This window comes from Stenotrophomonas sp. ZAC14D1_NAIMI4_1, from assembly GCF_003086775.1.
Classification (GTDB): Bacteria; Pseudomonadota; Gammaproteobacteria; order Xanthomonadales; family Xanthomonadaceae; genus Stenotrophomonas.
This window is the reverse complement of record NZ_CP026001.1, coordinates 838,616-855,792: the sequence shown is the minus strand read 5'-3', so window position 1 is coordinate 855,792 and position 17,177 is coordinate 838,616. Positions and strand designations below refer to the sequence as shown.

Below are 17,177 nucleotides of genomic sequence, written 5' to 3'. Positions count from 1 at the left end.
TGCCTTGATCCGTAGAGTCGAGCTTGCTCGACTCTACGCACCCTTCCCATCGATCCTGCTCGACGCCCCAAGAGTCCGCCACCATGACGCCGCCGATCTCTTCCCCGACCTACCTGCACGGCTTTTCCGGTACCGAACAGCAGCGCCTGATGACCCAGGCACGCCTGCTGGAATCGAGCATCTTCAGCCAGATCGACTACACCGGTGCGCGCCACCTGCTGGAAGTCGGCAGCGGCGTCGGCGCGCAGACCGGGATCCTGCTGCGCCGCTTCCCCGAGCTGCACGTGACCGGCGTGGACCTGAGCGAGGCGCAGCTGGCCACGGCGCGCGAGAACCTGGCGCGCACCCCGTGGTGCAGCGACCGCTACACCCTGCAGCAGGCCGATGCCGGCGAGCTGCCGTTCGAGGCCCGCAGCTTCGATTCGGCGTTCCTGTGCTGGGTGCTGGAACACGTGCCCTCCCCCGCCCGCGTGCTGAGCGAAGTGCGCCGCGTGCTGGCCCCGGGTTCGCCGGTCTACATCACCGAGGTGATGAACGCCTCGTTCCTGCTGGACCCGTACTCGCCGCACATCTGGCGCTACTGGATGGCCTTCAATGATTTCCAGCACGACCACGGTGGCGACCCGTTCGTCGGCGCCAAGCTGGGCAACCTGCTGCTGGCCGGCGGCTTCCGCGACGTGCATACCGAAATCAAGACCATCCACCTGGACAACCGCGAACCGGCACGCCGCAAGACCATGATCGCGTTCTGGGAGCAGCTGCTGCTGTCGGCCGCCGACCAGCTGCTGCAGGCCGGCGCCGTGGACGAGGAGACCGTGGACGGCATGCGCCGCGAGTTCCGCCTGGTGCAGAACGATCCGAACGCGGTGTTCTTCTATTCGTTCGTGCAGGGCCGCGCGACGGTGTATTGAGGCGCGGCCCGCGCGCGGCGCGGGTTCACGGATCGATGTGCAGGGTCGCTGTCGGCGGCGCCTGCCAGATCCGCTGCCACATCGCGGCCAGCCGCTGCCCGGCGTCGGCGCGCGCGGCGGGGCTGCTGTAGTCCATGCGCTGCTGCTGCGGCACGATCGCCCGCCACTGCCCGTCCACCTGCTCGGCCACCGCGAAATTGAAGGTGTAGTCCGGTTCCAGGCCCATGCGCAGGTCGCTCAGCACCAGCTGGCCATCCACCACCTGCGCACGCATGAAGCCGCGGTTGAACCACTGCAGCCGCTGCACCGCCGGGATCGCGGAGGCTTCGCGCAGCGCCTGCACGTTGGACGGGTAGCCTTCAAACCGCATCGGCCCCTGGTCGGCCACCAGCGAACGGTCACCCACCACGTAACCACTGGGTGTCATCGCCACCACCCGCCACAGCAGCGTGTTGAACGGCATCGGCACCGAGAAGCGCGGTGCATCGCCCAGGCCCATGGCGGCCAGGCTCTGCTGCGCGGCGCGGTCGACCTGTGCCTTGGCCACCAGGCCCCAGCCCAGGTAGGCGGTGCTGACCAGCAGCGATACCCCGAGCACCTTGCCCGCCCACGGCCGCGCACGCGCGAACCAGGCCACCACGCAGCCCAGCAGCAGCCACACGGTGTAGGCCGGGTCGATGATGAAGACGCTGGAGCCCATCGTCGGATGCGGCCGCAGCGGCCACCACAGCTGGGTGCCGTAGACGGTGAACGCGTCCAGCAGCGGATGGGTGACCAGCGCCAGCTGGATGGCCCAGAACCAGCGGACCGGCGCCTGCGCCACGCGGCCGTTGCCGAAGCGCTTGAACAGCCACCAGATCAGTGCCGCCACCCACGGCAGCACCAGCAGCGAATGGCTGAAGCTGCGGTGGTCGACCATGTTGGCCACCGGATCGGCCGCGGCGAAGCCCAGCCACAGGGCATCAAGGTCGGGCAGCGTGCCGAGCGCGGCACCGGCCAGCAGGGCCGCGCGGCGGTGGCCGGGCGGAGCGATGGCGGCAGCGACGGCACCACCGAGAACGATCTGGGTCAACGAGTCCATGGGCCGATGCTAGCGCGACGGCCGCGGTTTTGTGGAGGCGACTGTTGGTGGGGTCGGCTGTTGGTAGAGTCGACGGTTGGTAGAGTCGACTGTTAGTCGACTGTCAGTCGACTGCCGTGCATGGCGCGGGCGGAAGGCAGGAGCAGTCGACTAACAGTCGACTCTACAGAACCCGCCCGCCACACAACCGCGCGGGCATCACGCCGCCTGCGCCATGCGCGCGCCGGGCAGTTCCACCAGGGTCTGGCCGTGGTGGTCCAGCAGCCGCAGCGCGCCGTCGTGGTCTTCGGCCAGGGCGGTCAGGCTTTCCACCCAGTCGCCATCGTTGGCATAGACCAGGCCATCGCGCTCGACCAGCGCCGCGCGGTGGATGTGGCCGCAGATGATGCCGTCCAGCCCACGCCGGCGCACGTCCTCCAGGCCGGCCTGGACGAAGCGTTCGATGTAGCGCTCGGCGGTGCCGCTGCGCTTCTTCAGGAACTCGGACAGCGACCAGTAGCGCATGCCCAGCCGGCGCCGCACCGCGTTCAACGCCTGGTTTCCGGTGAGGATGCGGTAGTACAGCCAGTCACCGAAGCGTTCCTGCAGGCCACCGAAGTGGGTCACGCCATCGTAGTCGTCGCCGTGCGCCACCAGCAGCCGGCGCCCGTCCGCCGTCACGTGGATGGCACGGCGGCGCACCTGCATCGCCGGCAGCATCAGCCCGCAGACATGGCGCAGCGAGGCATCGTGGTTGCCGGGAATGTAGATGATCTCGGTGCCGGCGCGACGCAGTGCATGCAGCGCCTGGATGACCTCGCTGTGCGAGGCGCGCCAGTTGGCGCGGCGGTGCGCCATCCACCACAGGTCGATGATGTCGCCCACCAGGTACAGGCGCTCGCAGCGCAGCTGGCCGAGGAAGGTGGCCAGCTCGGCCGCATGGCAGTGGCGCGACCCGAGGTGCACATCGGAGACGAACACTGCGCGCCGGTGCGGCGACAGGTTCGCCAGCGCGCTCATGCCGGCATCCCCGCGTCGCGCAGGTAGCGTTTGCGCTTGTGCGGCCGGATCGCCTGCAGGTCCACTTCGATCAGGCCATCGATCGAATCGCTGAAATCCGGGTCGACGCCAAAAGCGAGGAAGCGCGCGCCACCGGGTTCGCACAGGTCGGTGTACTGCCGGTACAGCGTCGGTATGCCGGTGCCGAGCGCGGCCAGATTGGCTTTGAGCACGTCGAAGGCGGCGCCGGCATCGAGTTCACCGAAGCTGGGCGGTGCAGCGAAGTACTGGAACGGCTGGTTGGATTCGACCAGGCCGCTGCGGCCGCCGTAATAGCGCTGGTAGTAGGCCACCAGCTGTTCGCGTGCTTCGCGCGGCAGCGCGGCACTGATCGACACCGCGCCGAACAGGTAGCGGATGCCCGGCTGGCACTGCAGGTAGGCGCCGATGCCCTGCCACAGGTAATCCAGGCTGCGGCTGCCCCAGTAATCGGGCGCCACGAAGCTGCGGCCCAGTTCCAGGCCTTCGGCGATGCGGGTGATGGCATCGTCGGAATAGCGGAACAGCGAGGCGCTGTAGAGACCGGCCAGGCCACGGCGGGCCAGTGCCTGCGCGCCGCGCATGATGCGGTAGGCACCGGCGATGCGCTGCGCGCTGCCGTCCCAGATCACGATGTGCTGGTACTGCAGGTCGTAGTCGTCCAAGTCGCGGCTGCGGCCAGTGCCCTCGCCCACCTGGCGGAAGGTCAGCTCGCGCAGCCGGCCCAGTTCGCGCAGCAGGGCCGAATCGGCCGTGCAGCTGGCCAGCAGGATCTGCTTGCCGTCGCCGGTCTGGCCCAGCACGGTGGCCCGGGCGATATCGGCGGCCACCTGCGCCGGCGGCACCGGGGCAGCCAGCGGCTCGGGGCCGGCCGGCACGCTGCCGGCGCTGCTGTCGGCCGGGCCCAGCGCGTACAGCGCCCGGCGCACGGCCAGCAGCTGCGCGCCGGGGTCGCCCTGGCCCAGCTGCATCGGCTGGCCGATGCGCAGGCGCAGCGGGCGCCCGCGGCGGGCGAACATCTCACGGGCCAGCAGGGCGGTGCCGGCCGGCTTGAACAGGGTCGAGGCGCCGTAGAACAGCGCCGAGTTGCGTGCCTCCACCCGCACCGGCAGCACCGGTGCAGCGGCCGCGCGGGCGAAACGCACGAAGCCGCGCTGCCAGCGCCCATCGCGGATGCCCTGCAGCGACAACCGGGACACCTCGCCGGCCGGGAACACGATGACGCACTGCTCGGCGTCCAGCGCCTGTTCCACCGCGTGCAGGCTGCCACGCTGGACCTTGCCGCCGAGGATGCGCACCGGCAGCAGCAGATCCTGCAGGGGGCCGATGGCGCCCAGCAGATCGTTGGCGACGATGCGGACGTCGCGCCGCACCCGGCCGACCGCGTCCAGCAGGGCCAGTGCGTCCAGCGCGCCGGAGGGATGGTTGGCCACGATCAGCAGGCGGCCGGTGGCCGGGATACGGGCCAGATCCCGCGCATCGACCTGGTAGTCGCTTTCGAGGAACTCCAGCCCGGCGGCGACGAAATCGAAGCCGCGCAGGTTGGCGCTGCGCTGCAGGAAGGCCTCCACCCGGTCCAGCCGCGACCAGCGGCCGACGCTGCGCAACAGGGGCCGCGCCAGCCGCCCACGGGGGCCGTGGAACCAATCGGGGAAACGTTGCTGCAAGCGCTGCTCGAGTTCCTGCATGGCGTGGTCACTGATGCCCGGCGGCCGGATTGGCCGAGAGCCTGCGCCCGCCACGCGGCAGGCAGATGGCGGTTTGGCGGCAGAACGATGACGGCCCCGGCCGGGCGCCCGGATGGGCCCGCCGGGGCCCGGCGCCCACCCGGCAATGGTCACGCCAGTGGAACACTGCCTGCGCACCATGGCCCCCCAGGGCCCGCCAGGCCTTGTCGCGGTGGGCACAACACCTTAACCACCGGCAACCCATACGGGTTCACAATGCACAGGCGGCGCACCCCGTGTATGATGCGCGCCCATCTTTCCATCCGAATCAAGGGATATACCGCCTGATGTCCAGCTATCTCTTCACCTCCGAGTCGGTCTCCGAAGGCCATCCGGACAAGGTTGCCGACCAGATCTCCGATGCGGTGCTGGACGCGATCCTGACCCAGGACCAGCGCGCCCGCGTGGCCTGCGAGACCATGGTCAAGACCGGTGTTGCCATCGTGGCCGGTGAAATCACCACCAGCGCCTGGATCGACCTGGAAGCGCTGACCCGCAAGGTCATCACGGACATCGGCTACGACAGCTCCGACGTCGGCTTCGACGGCGCCACCTGCGGCGTGCTGAACCTGATCGGCAAGCAGTCGCCGCATATCGCCCAGGGCGTGGACCGCAAGAAGCCGGAAGAAATGGGCGCTGGCGACCAGGGCCTGATGTTCGGCTACGCCACCAACGAGACCGACAGCTTCATGCCGGCCGCGATCCACCTGTCGCACCGCCTGGTCGAACAGCAGGCCAAGATCCGCAAGAAGCGCAACTCGCCGCTGTCCTGGCTGCGCCCGGACGCCAAGAGCCAGGTCACCCTGCGCTATGAAAACGGCGTGGTTTCGGCCATCGACGCCGTGGTCCTGTCGACCCAGCACGCCCCGGGCATCAAGCAGAAGGACCTCATCGAGGCCGTCCGCGAAGAGATCATCAAGCCGGTGCTGCCGGCCAAGTGGCTGCACAAGGGCACCAAGTTCCACATCAACCCGACCGGCAAGTTCGAGATCGGTGGCCCGGTGGGCGACTGCGGCCTGACCGGCCGCAAGATCATCGTCGACACCTACGGCGGCTGGGCCCGTCACGGTGGTGGCGCCTTCTCCGGCAAGGACCCGTCCAAGGTCGACCGTTCGGCTGCCTACGCTGCCCGCTACGTCGCCAAGAACGTGGTTGCCGCCGGCCTGGCCGATCGTTGCGAAGTGCAGGTTTCCTACGCCATCGGCGTGGCTGAGCCGACCTCGATCTCGGTCACCACCTTCGGCACCGGCAAGATCAGCGACGACAAGATCGAGAAGCTGATCCGCAAGCACTTCGACCTGCGCCCGTACGGCATCATCAAGATGCTGGACCTGGTCCACCCGATGTACCAGCAGACCGCGGCCTACGGCCACTTCGGCCGCAAGCCGAAGGAGTTCAGCTACCTCAACGGCGAAGGCGAGACCGTCAACGCCACGGCCTTCTCCTGGGAGAAGACCGACCGCGCCGCCGCCCTGCGCGCCGATGCGAAGCTGAAGTAAAGCCTGCGGGTAGAGCCGACGGGTAGAGCCGACTGTTAGTCGGCTCACGTTGAAGAAGGGCCGCGCAAGCGGCCCTTCTGCTTCATGGTAGAGCCGGCCGCTGGCCGGCTTTTTCATGGCCTGTGGAGTGCAGCCCGCCAGCCGTCTTGCAAAGCAGTCCCTGCCACGCCAGCATGCAGCCCTCTATCAAGGAAGATGGCGCATGATTTCCCGACTGCTCGACCGCTGGTTCAAGGACAAGCCCACCCCCGAGGCATTTGCCGCGAAAGTCATCCAGACCGCGCGCCGGCTGGGCATCGACAAGCCGCTGGACTACCAGGCCGATCAGTTCCGCATCGTCTATGACGGCGGTTCGTTCTTCAACCTGCACAACGCCTACTCGGCCTACCTGGACGTGGAACGCGGCCGCCAGCGCGAGGTGCTGGAACGTTTCACCAGCATCCTGGGCATGGCAGACGAGGAACCGCTGCCGTTTGCCGAGATCCGCGACCGTCTGCGCCCGGTGATCCGCAACCGCAACCTGCTCGACCAGATCATCCTGCAGGAGATGGAAGAAAACGGCCTCGACGCGCGGGTGTCCCTGCAGTACCGCCCGCTCACCGGCGAATGCGTGGAACTGCTGGCCGTGGACTACGACCAGCACACCGCGACCCAGACCCGCGACCTGCCCGAGGACTGGGGCATCACCCTCGACCAGGCATTGGCGATCGCGCGCGACAACCTGCGCGCACTGGACGATGCGCCCTTCATCGAGATCGCCCCGGGGCTGTTCCGCTCCGCCTGGAGCGATGCCTATGACAGCAGCCGCGTGCTGCTGCCCGAACTGCTGCACCGCCTTCCCCTGGCAGGCCCGCCGGTGTTCATGATGCCGACCCGCGACGTGCTGCTGGTGGCCGGTGAACGTGATGAAGAAGCGCAGCAGGCGATGATTGCCCAGGCCAGCGAGGCCATGGACGATGGCCGGGTGATCAGCGGCGACATGCATCACTACGTGGAAGGCCAGCTGCAGCCCTTCACCCCGGCCAGCGAAGCACTGCAGCAGGCACTGCGCGCCCTGCGCCTGCAGCTGCACGCGGGGCTGTACGCCACCCAGAAGGAACAGCTGGACAAGGTGCATGAGCTGCACGCGCACGACGTGTTCGTGGCCAACTTCATCGTCGACGGCAGCAACCATATCTCCATCGGCTGCTGGTCCGAAGGCGTGGAAACCTCACTGCCGCAGACCGACTTCATCGCGCTGGTGGTGGAAGAGAGCGATACGCAGATGGTGGAGTGGCACGTGGCGATGCGCGAATTCGGCCACCTGCTGGAAGCCGATACCCGGCACATCCACCCGCCGCGCTACCTGACCCGCGGCTTCCCCGACGCGGACCTGCGCACGCGCGTGCAGCCCGCCTGACGCGTCCCGTGCCATGGGCGCGGCCGGGCACGCCCGGCCCGCGCCCGATACAATCGGCGCATGTCGACCGAACTGAAAACCCACCAGCTGTCCATGACCGTGCTGATGTCGCCGGACATGGCCAATTTCTCCGGCAAGGTCCACGGTGGCGCCATCCTGCGCCTGCTCGACCAGGTTGCCTACGCCTGCGCCAGCCGCTACGCGGGCAGCTACGTGGTTACCCTGTCGGTGGACCAGGTGATGTTCCGGCAGCCCATCGCGGTGGGCGAACTGGTCACCTTCCTGGCCTCGGTGAACTACACCGGCACCTCGTCGATGGAAATCGGCATCAAGGTGGTGGCCGAGGACATCCTCAAGCGCAGCGTGCGCCACGCCAACAGCTGCTTCTTCACCATGGTGGCCGTGGACGAGGAAGGCCGGCCGACGGCGGTGCCGCCGCTGCAGCCGGCCAGTTCGGATGAGAAACGCCGGCAGGCCGCCGCGCAGATCCGCCGCCAGCTGCGGCAGGAAATGGAACAGCGGCACCTGGAACTGCTGGCCTCGAACCCGCCGTCGCCGGAAGACTGACCGCGAACCCGGTAGTGCCGGCCGCTGGCCGGCAACCTCGCGCGCTGCCAGGCATCATGAGGGTGCCGGCCAGCGGCCGGCACTACTCTTCCTGTTCGGGCAGATAGGGCGACAGGAAAGACTCGATGTTCAACAGTGGATCGGCCTGCGCGAGTGCGGCCGACGCGTCCACCGACGACACCATGAACATGTAGTAGTCGTACCCGAAGTGAACTTCGGCGCTCTCGCCCACCAGCTTGCACCAGATGACGTTGCGCAGCGCATCGCGCGCCACCCGCTCGATGCCGTCCAGATCCAGCAGCTGGCCCTCGTGGTAGCCGCGTGAGTCACGCCGTTCAAGCGACTGGATGCTCAGTGACTCGACACCGATACCGACGCAGAAACGCCTGATAGCGTCCAGATAGGCATCCTCGACAACGAGGTAATCCTCGAGGCTCACCCGCTTGCCGACATCGCCGAAGTCCGTCCACTCTTCAGGCGATGAGCAGAGGTAGCCCTCGGGCATCCGCTGCCAGTACTTGGTGATACGCCAGGAATGCTTCATGGGGCGAGAGGATAACGGAACCGATATCGCGGTAGTGCCGGCCGCTGGCCGGCTATCTCGCACGTGCTGCCAGACATCATGAGGTTGCCGGCCAGCGGCCGGCACTACCCTTTCGAGCTCGCCGGGCATGGCCCGGCGCTACCGTGAATTGCCGGTTGGGTAGCGCCGGGCCATGCCCGGCGGATGCATCTCAGCCGGTGTTCTGCACGCCCTGCGAAACGCCGTTCACGCACGCCACCAGGGCGCGCAGCAGATCGTCATCCTCGCGCCCGCTGGCCCGCCAGCGCTGCAGCAGGTCCACCTGCAGCACGCTGATCGGATCCACGTAGGGATTGCGCAGGCGGATCGACAGCGCCAGCCGCGCGTCGTGGTCCAGCAGCGTCTGCTGGCCCATCAGCGCCAGCAGCCAGTGCCGGGTCAGCTCAAGCTCCTTCTGCACCTGCGGGAAGAAGCGCCTGTGCAGGTCGCCGGACAACTGCGAGAACTGTTCGGCAATGGTGATATCGCCCTTCGACAGCACCATCGCGATGTCGTCGAGGAAGGTGCGGAAGAACGGCCAGTCACGCGCCATCGCGCGCAGCGTCTGTTCGTGGCCGGCATCGACCGCGGCCTGCAGGCCACTGCCCACGCCGTACCAGCCGGGAATGACCGCACGCGCCTGGCTCCAGGCGAACACCCAGGGGATCGCGCGCAGGTTGCCCAGCGCCGCGTCCTGGCCCAGCCGGCGCGACGGCCGCGAGCCCAGCGTCATCCGCTCGATCACATCGATCGGCGTGGCCGTGCGGAAGTAGTCCATGAAGCCGGGCTGCCCAACGAAGGCACGATACACCTCGCTGCTGGCCGCAGACACCACATCCATCACCGGCCGCCAGTCGTCCTCGCGCGGCTCGGGGGCGCGTGGCCGCAGGCTGGCGCGCAGCACCGCGCCGGTGGCCTGTTCCAGCGAGCGCAGCGCCAGCGCGCGGATGCCGTACTTGCGATGGATCACCTCGCCCTGCTCGGTCACCCGCAGGCGCCCATCGATGCTGCCGCGCGGCGATGCATCCACGGCGTGGGTGGTCTTGCCGCCACCACGGCTGATCGAACCACCACGGCCATGGAAGAACGTCAGGCGGATGCCAGCCTCGGCGGCCACCTCCAGCAGTTCCACCTGCGCACGCTGCAGGCCCCAGCGCGATGCCGCGATGCCGCCATCCTTGCTGCTGTCCGAGTAGCCGAGCATCACCATCTGCACGTCGTCGCGTGCACGCAGGTGCGCGCGGTACACCGGGTCGTCCAACAGGTCGCGCAGCGTGGCAGTGCCGCGCTTGAGGTCATCCACGGTTTCAAACAGCGGTGCGATGTCGAGCGGCACCGCGCCATCGGCATCGACCAAGCCACCCCGCCGCGCCAGCGCCAGCACCGCCAGCACGTCGCCGCGGTCATGCGCCATGGAAATGATGTAGCTGCCCAGTGCATCCCCGCCATGCCGCGCACGCGCATCGGCCAGCGCCGCGAACACCGCATCCAGGCGCTGGTTGCCTTCGTCATCACTGCCGGGCAGTGCAGTTTCACCACTGGCATGCGGGCCCAGCAGGCGCGCACGGCCCAGCGCATCCAGTGCCTGCCATGCGTCATCGCCGCCCAGCACCGCGGCCAGTGCACGTGCATGCACGCTCGATTCCTGGCGCACGTCCAGCCGCGCCAGGTGGAAGCCGAAGGTCTTCACCCGCCACAGCAAGCGCTGCACCGCGAAGCCACCGGCGTGTTCGCCACGGTTGGCGCGCAGGCTGTCGAGGATCAGCTGCAGGTCGTCGATCAGTTCATCCGGGCCGGCATAAGCCCCTTCGCCATCGTCCAGCGTGGCCTGCAGGCGCGCGCGCATGCGGTCGTTGAGCAGGCGGTACGGCATGTCGGCGTGGCGCGGGCGCGACTGCACCTGTGGCAGCAGCTGCTGGTAGTGCGCCACGCGCGCCTGCAGTGCGTCGCTCACGCCCACCCGTTCGGTGGACTGGCTGAGCAGGCTGGCCAGCTGCAGCAGTTCCTTCTGGTAGCGCCCCAGCACGGCCTGCCGCTGTGCATCCAGCGTGTTGCGGATGGTGCTGGCATCCACGTTCGGGTTGCCGTCCATGTCCCCGCCCACCCAGGTACCGAAGCGCAGCAGGCGCGGCAGCGGCAGTTCCTCGCCATAGGTATCGCGCAGCGCCTGCTGCAGCGATTCGTACAGCACCGGAATCACCCGGTACAGCACCTGCACCAGGTAGAAGCCAACGTGCTCGCGTTCGTCGTCGACCGTGGGCCGCACCGGCGAGGAATCGGTGGTCTGCCACGACGCCGTGAGCGCCATGCGGAAACGCGCGGCATCGGCAGCAGCCTCGCCCGGCGTGCGCTGGCCATCCAGGTTGTCCACCAGGCTGGCCACCATCAACTGTTCTTTTTCCAGCAGCGCGCGGCGCACCGCTTCGGTGGGGTGCGCGGTGAACACCGGTTCGATGTCGATGCGCGGCAGCCACTGCGCCAGCTCGTCCAGGCCCACGCCCTGCGCCTTCAGGTGCTGCAGCGCATCCTGCAGGCCATCGGGCTGCGCAGCGGCAGTGCCCGCACGCTGGTAGTCGCGGCGGCGGCGGATGCGGTGCACGCGCTCGGCGATGTTGACTACCTGGAAGTACGTACTGAACGCACGCACCATGGTTTCGGCCTGCTGCGGCGTGCGCCCGGCCAGGCCATCGGCCAGCTCGGACAGCGGTGCCTGGTTCTCGCGCCGCGCGATGGCGCGGGTGCGCACGTCCTCGACATCATCGAGGAACGCGGCGGAAACCTGTTCGACCAGCAGGTCGCCGACCAGTGCGCCCAGCCGGCGCACATCATCGCGAAGCGGAAGATCGGGGGAAGCGAATTCGATGCTGCTGCGGTACTCGTTCATCGGCGACGCACGAACCTCGGGGCATGATCCGTCGCCAAGCCTACCCCAGTTCGAAGCCGTTGCTGCGTTGCAGAAATGGTTTCATCTGGTAGTGCCGGCCGCTGGCCGGCAACCTCAGGCTGCGTGGGTCCATGAGGTTGCCGGCCAGCGGCCGGCACTACCAGGTACGGTCAGCGCTTCTTCTTCGCCTTGCCCTGCTCGGCCGGGCCGATGGTCTGTTCCAGCCAGCGCTCGCTCTCGGCCAGCATGGTCATGATCGACTCGCGTGCGCGGTAGGCATGCGATTCGTTCGGCAGCATCACCAGCCGTGCCGTGCCGCCCAGGCCCTTCACCGCGGCGAACATGCGCTCGCTCTGCAGCGGGAACGTGCCGGAGTTGTTGTCGTCCACGCCGTGGATGAAGAGGATCGGATCCTTGATCCTGTCGGCGTAATTGAACGGCGCCATCTTCTGGTACACGTCCTGCGCCTGCCAGTAATTGCGCTCCTCGGCCTGGAAACCGAACGGGGTGAGCGTGCGGTTGTAGGCGCCGCTGCGGGCGATGCCGGCCTTGAACAGGCGGGTGTGCGCCAGCAGGTTGGCGGTCATGAACGCACCGTAGGAATGGCCACCGATGGCGATGTGCTCGCGGTCGGTCACGCCACGGCGCACCACTTCATCCACGGCGGCCTGTGCATTGGCCACCAGCTGTTCGATGTAGGTGTCGTTGGGCTCCTTGTCGCCCTCGCCGATGATCGGCATGGTCGGGCTGGCCAGCACTACGTAGCCCTTGGCCAGGAACGCCTGCGGCCCCCAGTAGCTGATCGCGTTGAAGCGGTACGGCGAGTCGGTCACCTGGCTGGCGGCCGCGGCGCTCTTGAACTCACCCGGGTAGGCCCACATCAGCAGCGGCCGCGGGCCATCGCGCTTGGGGTCGTAACCCGGCGGCAGCAGCAGCGTTGCGGTCAGGTCCACGCCATCGGCACGCTTGTAGCGGATCTGCTCCTTCTGCACGCCCTTCAGCTGCGGCAGCGGGTGTGCGAAGTGGGTCAGCGCGCGCGGTGCGGCATCGACCTGCGCCAGCGACTGCACGTAGAAGTTGCTCGGCGCGTCCGGGCTTTCGCGGGTCAGCAACAGCGATTCGCCTTCCTGGTCCAGCAGCGCGACCGGTGCCGAATACACCGGCGCCTGCGAATGGAACAGGCGGGTGGCCTTGCGGCTTTCGATGTCGAAGCGGTCGACGAACGGACGATCGCCTTCCGGCGAGGCACCCTGCCCATACAAGAAGATGCTGCGGCCATCGGCGGTGGTCTGCAGGCGGCTGCGGCCGTTGACGTCGCGCACCACGCCGGCGCGGCCCGGATCGTTGTAGCGGTCCTGCGCATCGCGGTCCCACAGCAGCTGCGGCGACTGCGCCGCATCGTCCGGGGCGATCCGCCAGGTCTTGGTGTTGCGCGTCTTCCACCACGATTCACTGAGCAGGGCCAGGTCGCCACGGCCCCAGGTGATGCCGGCAAAGCGGCTGCCCAGCTGGGCCAGGGTCACCGGCGGCTTCTCGAACGGCGCGGCCTGCATGAACACCGCATCGCGCACCTTCGCGTCGCGGTTCGGATCACCACCGTCCTGCGCTTCGGCCCAGACCAGGGTGGCCGGCGCATCGGCGCGCCAGCTGATGTCGCGCACGCCGGTCACTTCGGCATCATTGCCGGTCGGCAGGCCCTCCACCAGCGGGCGCGAGGCCACGCTGTGGGCCAGCTGGCCGTTGCGGTCGAGCACCTCGATGCGGCGCGGGAAGCTGCCCACCGGCACCACGTACGAATACGGGCGCTGCACGCGCTGGCTGAGCAGGTAGTTGCCATCCGGCGACACGCTCAGGCCCAGGTAGATGCCCGCCATGCCGATGGCACGCGCCTGCCCGTCCAGGCTGACCTGCATCGGCTGGGCGTTGGCGTAGTAGTCGAACAGCTTCGCATCGGCCTGGTTCTTCAGCAGATCCTGGTAGGTGCGGATGGACACCACGCCGGTGCTCTTGCCCGTCTGCTGCACGGCCGGGCCGGTGGGGATGCCATCGGCCGGCGGCGGGTCGCCCGCGTTGGCCACGCGGGTCATCACGATCAGGCCGCGGCTGTCGGGCAGCCACTGGTAGCCATCGCCGAACACGGTGTTCAGGTCGGTGCGGACGCGGCGTGCGCTGGCGCTGGCCACATCAACCAGCCACAGCTCGTTGGCACCGCTGGCGGCGTCGACCTGGTTGAAGGCCAGCCACTTCTGGTCGGGCGACCAGGCCAGGCCTGCAATCGACAGCTGCGGCGGCAGGCCGCTGATCTGCAGTTCCTTGCCGTCGGCCACGTTCATCAGCCACAGCTTCTCGCCGAAGCTGAAGCGGCTGTCGGAGAACGTGCGCGGGTTGATGCGGATGCCGGCCAGCTTCAGTTCCGGCTGGGCCACCACCTGGATCGACGGCAGCGACGGCATCTGCATCAGCGCGGCCACGTCGCGGCGCGGCGACAGGAACAGGCTGGGCGCACGCGGCGCATCAACCACCGCCTGCAGCGCGGCCGACGGCAGTTCATAGCCGGTCTCGCCCTTGGCCGCCGCCACCTGCGGGCTGTCGGCGGACCAGGCCTGCGGGACCACCGCCAGCAGGGCCATGGACAGGACCAGGCCGGTCCAGCGCCGGCTGCGGCGCGCGTGCTTGCTCATCGATCTTCCTGTTTTGTATGCGTGAAGACCCTCGACCTTAACAGGCACCGACCCGCGCCCCATCTGCCGATGGTTGGGTCGCTCCGGTTCCGCCCCGGGGCCGCGATATACTGGGCGTTCTCCCCTGCCGAGGGGCGCTGCGACCGGAACCCATGAGGCCCGGCCAGGCTCGGTAAGGTGGCTTTGTAACAACGGCGCCCGGCTAGATGCGAGTACCCGCTCGCCCACAACCGGAGCTACTGCATGAACGCTGTTGCCAAGACCTTCTCCACCGAAGGTGACTACAAGATCCGCGACATCACCCTGGCCGACTGGGGTCGCAAGGAACTGGACATCGCCGAGCACGAGATGCCGGGCCTGATGTCGATCCGCCGCAAGCACGCCACCAGCCTGCCGCTGAAGGGCGTGCGCGTGACCGGCTCGCTGCACATGACCATCCAGACCGCGGTTCTGATCGAGACCCTGAAGGACATCGGCGCCGACGTGCGCTGGGCCTCCTGCAACATCTTCTCGACCCAGGACCACGCCGCTGCGGCCATCGCCGCCACCGGCACCCCGGTGTTCGCCTGGAAGGGCGAAACCCTGGAAGAGTACTGGGACTGCACCCTGGACGCGCTGACCTTCACCCTGGCCGACGGCACCCTGACCGGCCCGGAGCTGGTGGTGGACGACGGCGGTGACGTGACCCTGCTGATCCACAAGGGCTACGAGCTGGAAAACGGCAGCGACTGGGTCAACACCGCCTCCTCCTCGCACGAAGAACAGGTCATCAAGAACCTGCTCAAGCGCGTGGCCACCGAGCGCCCGGGCTACTGGGGCCGCGTGGTGAAGGACTGGAAGGGCGTCTCCGAAGAGACCACCACCGGCGTGCACCGCCTGTACCAGCTGGCCCAGGCCGGCACCCTGCTGATCCCGGCGATCAACGTCAACGACTCGGTCACCAAGAGCAAGTTCGACAACCTGTACGGCTGCCGCGAGTCGCTGGCAGATGGCCTGAAGCGCGCGATGGACGTGATGCTGGCCGGCAAGGTGGCCGTGGTCTGCGGCTACGGCGACGTGGGCAAGGGCTGCGCCGCGTCGCTGCGTGCCTACGGCGCGCGCGTCATCGTCACCGAGATCGACCCGATCTGCGCCCTGCAGGCGGCGATGGAAGGCTATGAAGTCAACACCATCGAATCGACCCTGGGCCGTGCCGACCTGTACGTCACCACCACCGGCAACAAGGACATCATCCGCATCGAGCACCTGAGCGCGATGAAGGACCAGGCCATCGTCTGCAACATCGGCCACTTCGACAACGAGATCCAGGTCGATGCGCTGGTGGGCTTCAAGGGCGTGCAGCACGTCAACATCAAGCCGCAGGTGGACAAGTACATCTTCCCGAACGGCAATGCGATCTTCCTGCTGGCCGAAGGCCGCCTGGTGAACCTGGGCTGCGCCACCGGCCACCCGAGCTTCGTCATGTCCAACTCGTTCGCCAACCAGACCCTGGCCCAGATCGACCTGTGGGCCAACAAGGACAGCTACGAGAAGAAGGTCTACCTGCTGCCCAAGCACCTGGACGAAGAAGTGGCCCGCCTGCACCTGGAAAAGATCGGCGTGAAGCTGACCACCCTGACCCAGGAACAGGCCGACTACATCGGCGTGCCGGTGGAAGGCCCGTTCAAGCCGGACCACTACCGCTACTGATGCCATGCGGGGTGCCGGCCAGCGGCCGGCACTACCCGTGCACGCAGCACACGGAACGGGCGCCTTCGGGCGCCCGTTCTGCGTTGGCATTCGGTCATGCACCACGCATCCACGCATGGCGTGGATCTACTGGGGCCGGCAGTAGATCCACGCCATGCGTGGATGCGCTCCGGCAGGAGCCTCGGTCAAGGCAATGCGTCCCGCGCGCGCTACGATGCCCCCATGACCCCCGCCATCAACCTGCTCAAGCGCGAAAAGATCGCCCACACCGTGCGCAGCTACGTGCACGACGCGCATGCCGAATCCTACGGCGGCGAAGCCGTGGAGAAACTCGGCCTGGACCCGGCCCAGGTGTTCAAGACGCTGCTGGCCAGCACCGAAACCCACGAACTGCTGGTGGCGATCGTGCCGGTGGCCGGGCAGCTGGACCTGAAGGCGCTGGCCGAAGCCGCCGGCTGCAAGAAGTGCGAGATGGCCGCGGCCGATGCTGCCCAGCGCGCCACCGGCTACCTGGTCGGTGGCATCAGTCCGCTCGGGCAGAAGAAGCGCCTGCGCAGCTTCCTCGATGCCAGCGCGCAGTCACTGCCGGCGATGCACGTCAGCGCCGGTCGCCGCGGCCTGGAAGTGGAACTGGCGCCGGCCGACCTGTTGCGGCTCACCGCAGGGCACTACGCGCCCATCGGGAAGGCCCGCTGATGTCCGCCGCAGATGTCCTGCTGCAGGACCTGCTCAGTGGCGATGCCACGCGCATCCATGCCTCGGCAAGCCGGGTCGCGGTGACCTTCGATCACGCGCTGCTTGGTGCACTAGCGCCGCATGCGGACCGTATCGAACGTGCCTGCGCCGGGGTCACACTCGGCGGCGCACTGCTGGCCAACCAGGTGCATCCGCAGGCGGCACTGCAGCGCCTGCGTTACTGGCAGGCGCAGGCCGGCTGCCTGTGCGCGCTCACGCCGACGTATCTGTTCTTCGACCCGCGCAGGCTGATCGAACAGGGGCAGATGCGGTTGCTCTCGGTGGGCGAAGCCGAGGACGGTTTGGCCGAATGCCACCACGTCGCCTGCACGCAGTGCGGCCAGCACTGGGAAGCGACCGACCGCGAATACCATTACCCATGGTGGGAGTGGAAAGCCGCCTGACGGAAGAGCATCCACGCATGG

General features: G+C 68.1%; 13 protein-coding genes and 1 riboswitch. Of the genes, 7 read left to right on the top strand and 6 right to left on the bottom strand.

What is annotated here, in order from left to right:
* Positions 1–83: 83 nt before the first annotated feature.
* On the top strand, positions 84–911 hold the full coding sequence (locus tag C1927_RS03795; protein ID WP_108745980.1) for a class I SAM-dependent methyltransferase: 828 nt from the start codon (positions 84–86) through the stop codon (positions 909–911).
* A gap of 25 nt (positions 912–936) precedes the next feature.
* Here the strand turns inward: C1927_RS03795 and C1927_RS03790 are convergent, their stop codons facing one another.
* The 3 genes from C1927_RS03790 to C1927_RS03780 form a co-directional block, all read right to left on the bottom strand.
* Complete coding sequence (locus C1927_RS03790) at positions 937–1,992, bottom strand: metal-dependent hydrolase (protein WP_108745979.1); 1,056 nt, start codon at positions 1,990–1,992, stop codon at positions 937–939.
* A 198-nt stretch (positions 1,993–2,190) separates the two neighbouring features.
* Positions 2,191–2,991 (bottom strand): UDP-2,3-diacylglucosamine diphosphatase, encoded by an 801-nt coding sequence (locus C1927_RS03785; RefSeq protein ID WP_108745978.1) that lies wholly within the window; start codon positions 2,989–2,991, stop codon positions 2,191–2,193.
* Complete coding sequence (locus C1927_RS03780) at positions 2,988–4,697, bottom strand: lysophospholipid acyltransferase family protein (RefSeq protein ID WP_108745977.1); 1,710 nt, start codon at positions 4,695–4,697, stop codon at positions 2,988–2,990. The genes C1927_RS03785 and C1927_RS03780 overlap by 4 nt, the downstream gene beginning before the upstream one ends.
* A 326-nt stretch (positions 4,698–5,023) precedes the next feature.
* Here C1927_RS03780 and metK point away from each other — a divergent pair, with 326 nt between their 5' ends.
* The 3 genes from metK (at position 5,024) to C1927_RS03765 (ending at position 8,201) form a co-directional block, all read left to right on the top strand.
* Positions 5,024–6,235 carry a methionine adenosyltransferase gene (metK, locus tag C1927_RS03775; protein ID WP_079220656.1) on the top strand — a complete coding sequence of 404 codons (1,212 nt, stop codon included), beginning with the start codon at positions 5,024–5,026 and terminating at the stop codon, positions 6,233–6,235.
* Between the two features lie 202 nt (positions 6,236–6,437).
* On the top strand, positions 6,438–7,634 hold the full coding sequence (locus C1927_RS03770; protein WP_079220655.1) for a hypothetical protein: 1,197 nt from the start codon (positions 6,438–6,440) through the stop codon (positions 7,632–7,634).
* Positions 7,635–7,694: 60 nt separating this feature from the next.
* Positions 7,695–8,201 carry an acyl-CoA thioesterase gene (locus C1927_RS03765; RefSeq protein ID WP_079220654.1) on the top strand — a complete coding sequence of 169 codons (507 nt, stop codon included), beginning with the start codon at positions 7,695–7,697 and terminating at the stop codon, positions 8,199–8,201.
* Between the two features lie 82 nt (positions 8,202–8,283).
* Here C1927_RS03765 and C1927_RS03760 read toward each other — a convergent pair whose 3' ends face one another.
* The 3 genes from C1927_RS03760 to C1927_RS03745 all read right to left on the bottom strand — a co-directional run bounded on the left by C1927_RS03760 (position 8,284) and on the right by C1927_RS03745 (position 14,328).
* The gene (locus tag C1927_RS03760; RefSeq protein ID WP_079220653.1) at positions 8,284–8,745 is read right to left on the bottom strand and encodes a hypothetical protein; all 462 of its coding nucleotides are present in this window, start codon (positions 8,743–8,745) and stop codon (positions 8,284–8,286) included.
* A 190-nt stretch (positions 8,746–8,935) separates the two neighbouring features.
* On the bottom strand, positions 8,936–11,647 hold the full coding sequence (gene ppc / locus C1927_RS03755) for a phosphoenolpyruvate carboxylase (protein WP_108745975.1): 2,712 nt from the start codon (positions 11,645–11,647) through the stop codon (positions 8,936–8,938).
* 170 nt (positions 11,648–11,817) lie between these two features.
* On the bottom strand, positions 11,818–14,328 hold the full coding sequence (locus C1927_RS03745; RefSeq protein ID WP_108745973.1) for a prolyl oligopeptidase family serine peptidase: 2,511 nt from the start codon (positions 14,326–14,328) through the stop codon (positions 11,818–11,820).
* A 123-nt stretch (positions 14,329–14,451) separates the two neighbouring features.
* Positions 14,452–14,535, top strand: a riboswitch (S-adenosyl-L-homocysteine riboswitch).
* Between the two features lie 36 nt (positions 14,536–14,571).
* Here C1927_RS03745 and ahcY point away from each other — a divergent pair.
* The 3 genes from ahcY to C1927_RS03730 all read left to right on the top strand — a co-directional run bounded on the left by ahcY (position 14,572) and on the right by C1927_RS03730 (position 17,156).
* Positions 14,572–16,017 carry an adenosylhomocysteinase gene (gene ahcY / locus C1927_RS03740; RefSeq protein ID WP_108745972.1) on the top strand — a complete coding sequence of 482 codons (1,446 nt, stop codon included), beginning with the start codon at positions 14,572–14,574 and terminating at the stop codon, positions 16,015–16,017.
* 222 nt (positions 16,018–16,239) lie between these two features.
* On the top strand, positions 16,240–16,713 hold the full coding sequence (gene ybaK, locus C1927_RS03735; RefSeq protein WP_079220649.1) for a Cys-tRNA(Pro) deacylase: 474 nt from the start codon (positions 16,240–16,242) through the stop codon (positions 16,711–16,713).
* Entirely contained in the window at positions 16,713–17,156 is a 444-nt protein-coding gene (locus C1927_RS03730) for a hypothetical protein (RefSeq protein WP_108745971.1), read from the top strand. Before ybaK ends, C1927_RS03730 begins: the two co-directional genes overlap by 1 nt.
* The last annotated feature ends 21 nt before the right edge of the window (positions 17,157–17,177 follow it).

Excerpts from the sequence above, each read along its gene's own strand:
- C1927_RS03795 (WP_108745980.1), top strand. The coding sequence starts at position 84 with ATGACGCCGCCGATCTCTTCCCCGACCTACCTGCACGGCTTTTCCGGT.
- C1927_RS03790 (WP_108745979.1), bottom strand. The coding sequence starts at position 1,992 with ATGGACTCGTTGACCCAGATCGTTCTCGGTGGTGCCGTCGCTGCCGCC.
- C1927_RS03785 (WP_108745978.1), bottom strand. The coding sequence starts at position 2,991 with ATGAGCGCGCTGGCGAACCTGTCGCCGCACCGGCGCGCAGTGTTCGTC.
- C1927_RS03780 (WP_108745977.1), bottom strand. The coding sequence starts at position 4,697 with ATGCAGGAACTCGAGCAGCGCTTGCAGCAACGTTTCCCCGATTGGTTC.
- metK (WP_079220656.1), top strand. The coding sequence starts at position 5,024 with ATGTCCAGCTATCTCTTCACCTCCGAGTCGGTCTCCGAAGGCCATCCG.
- C1927_RS03770 (WP_079220655.1), top strand. The coding sequence starts at position 6,438 with ATGATTTCCCGACTGCTCGACCGCTGGTTCAAGGACAAGCCCACCCCC.
- C1927_RS03765 (WP_079220654.1), top strand. The coding sequence starts at position 7,695 with ATGTCGACCGAACTGAAAACCCACCAGCTGTCCATGACCGTGCTGATG.
- C1927_RS03760 (WP_079220653.1), bottom strand. The coding sequence starts at position 8,745 with ATGAAGCATTCCTGGCGTATCACCAAGTACTGGCAGCGGATGCCCGAG.
- ppc (WP_108745975.1), bottom strand. The coding sequence starts at position 11,647 with ATGAACGAGTACCGCAGCAGCATCGAATTCGCTTCCCCCGATCTTCCG.
- C1927_RS03745 (WP_108745973.1), bottom strand. The coding sequence starts at position 14,328 with ATGAGCAAGCACGCGCGCCGCAGCCGGCGCTGGACCGGCCTGGTCCTG.
- ahcY (WP_108745972.1), top strand. The coding sequence starts at position 14,572 with ATGAACGCTGTTGCCAAGACCTTCTCCACCGAAGGTGACTACAAGATC.
- ybaK (WP_079220649.1), top strand. The coding sequence starts at position 16,240 with ATGACCCCCGCCATCAACCTGCTCAAGCGCGAAAAGATCGCCCACACC.
- C1927_RS03730 (WP_108745971.1), top strand. The coding sequence starts at position 16,713 with ATGTCCGCCGCAGATGTCCTGCTGCAGGACCTGCTCAGTGGCGATGCC.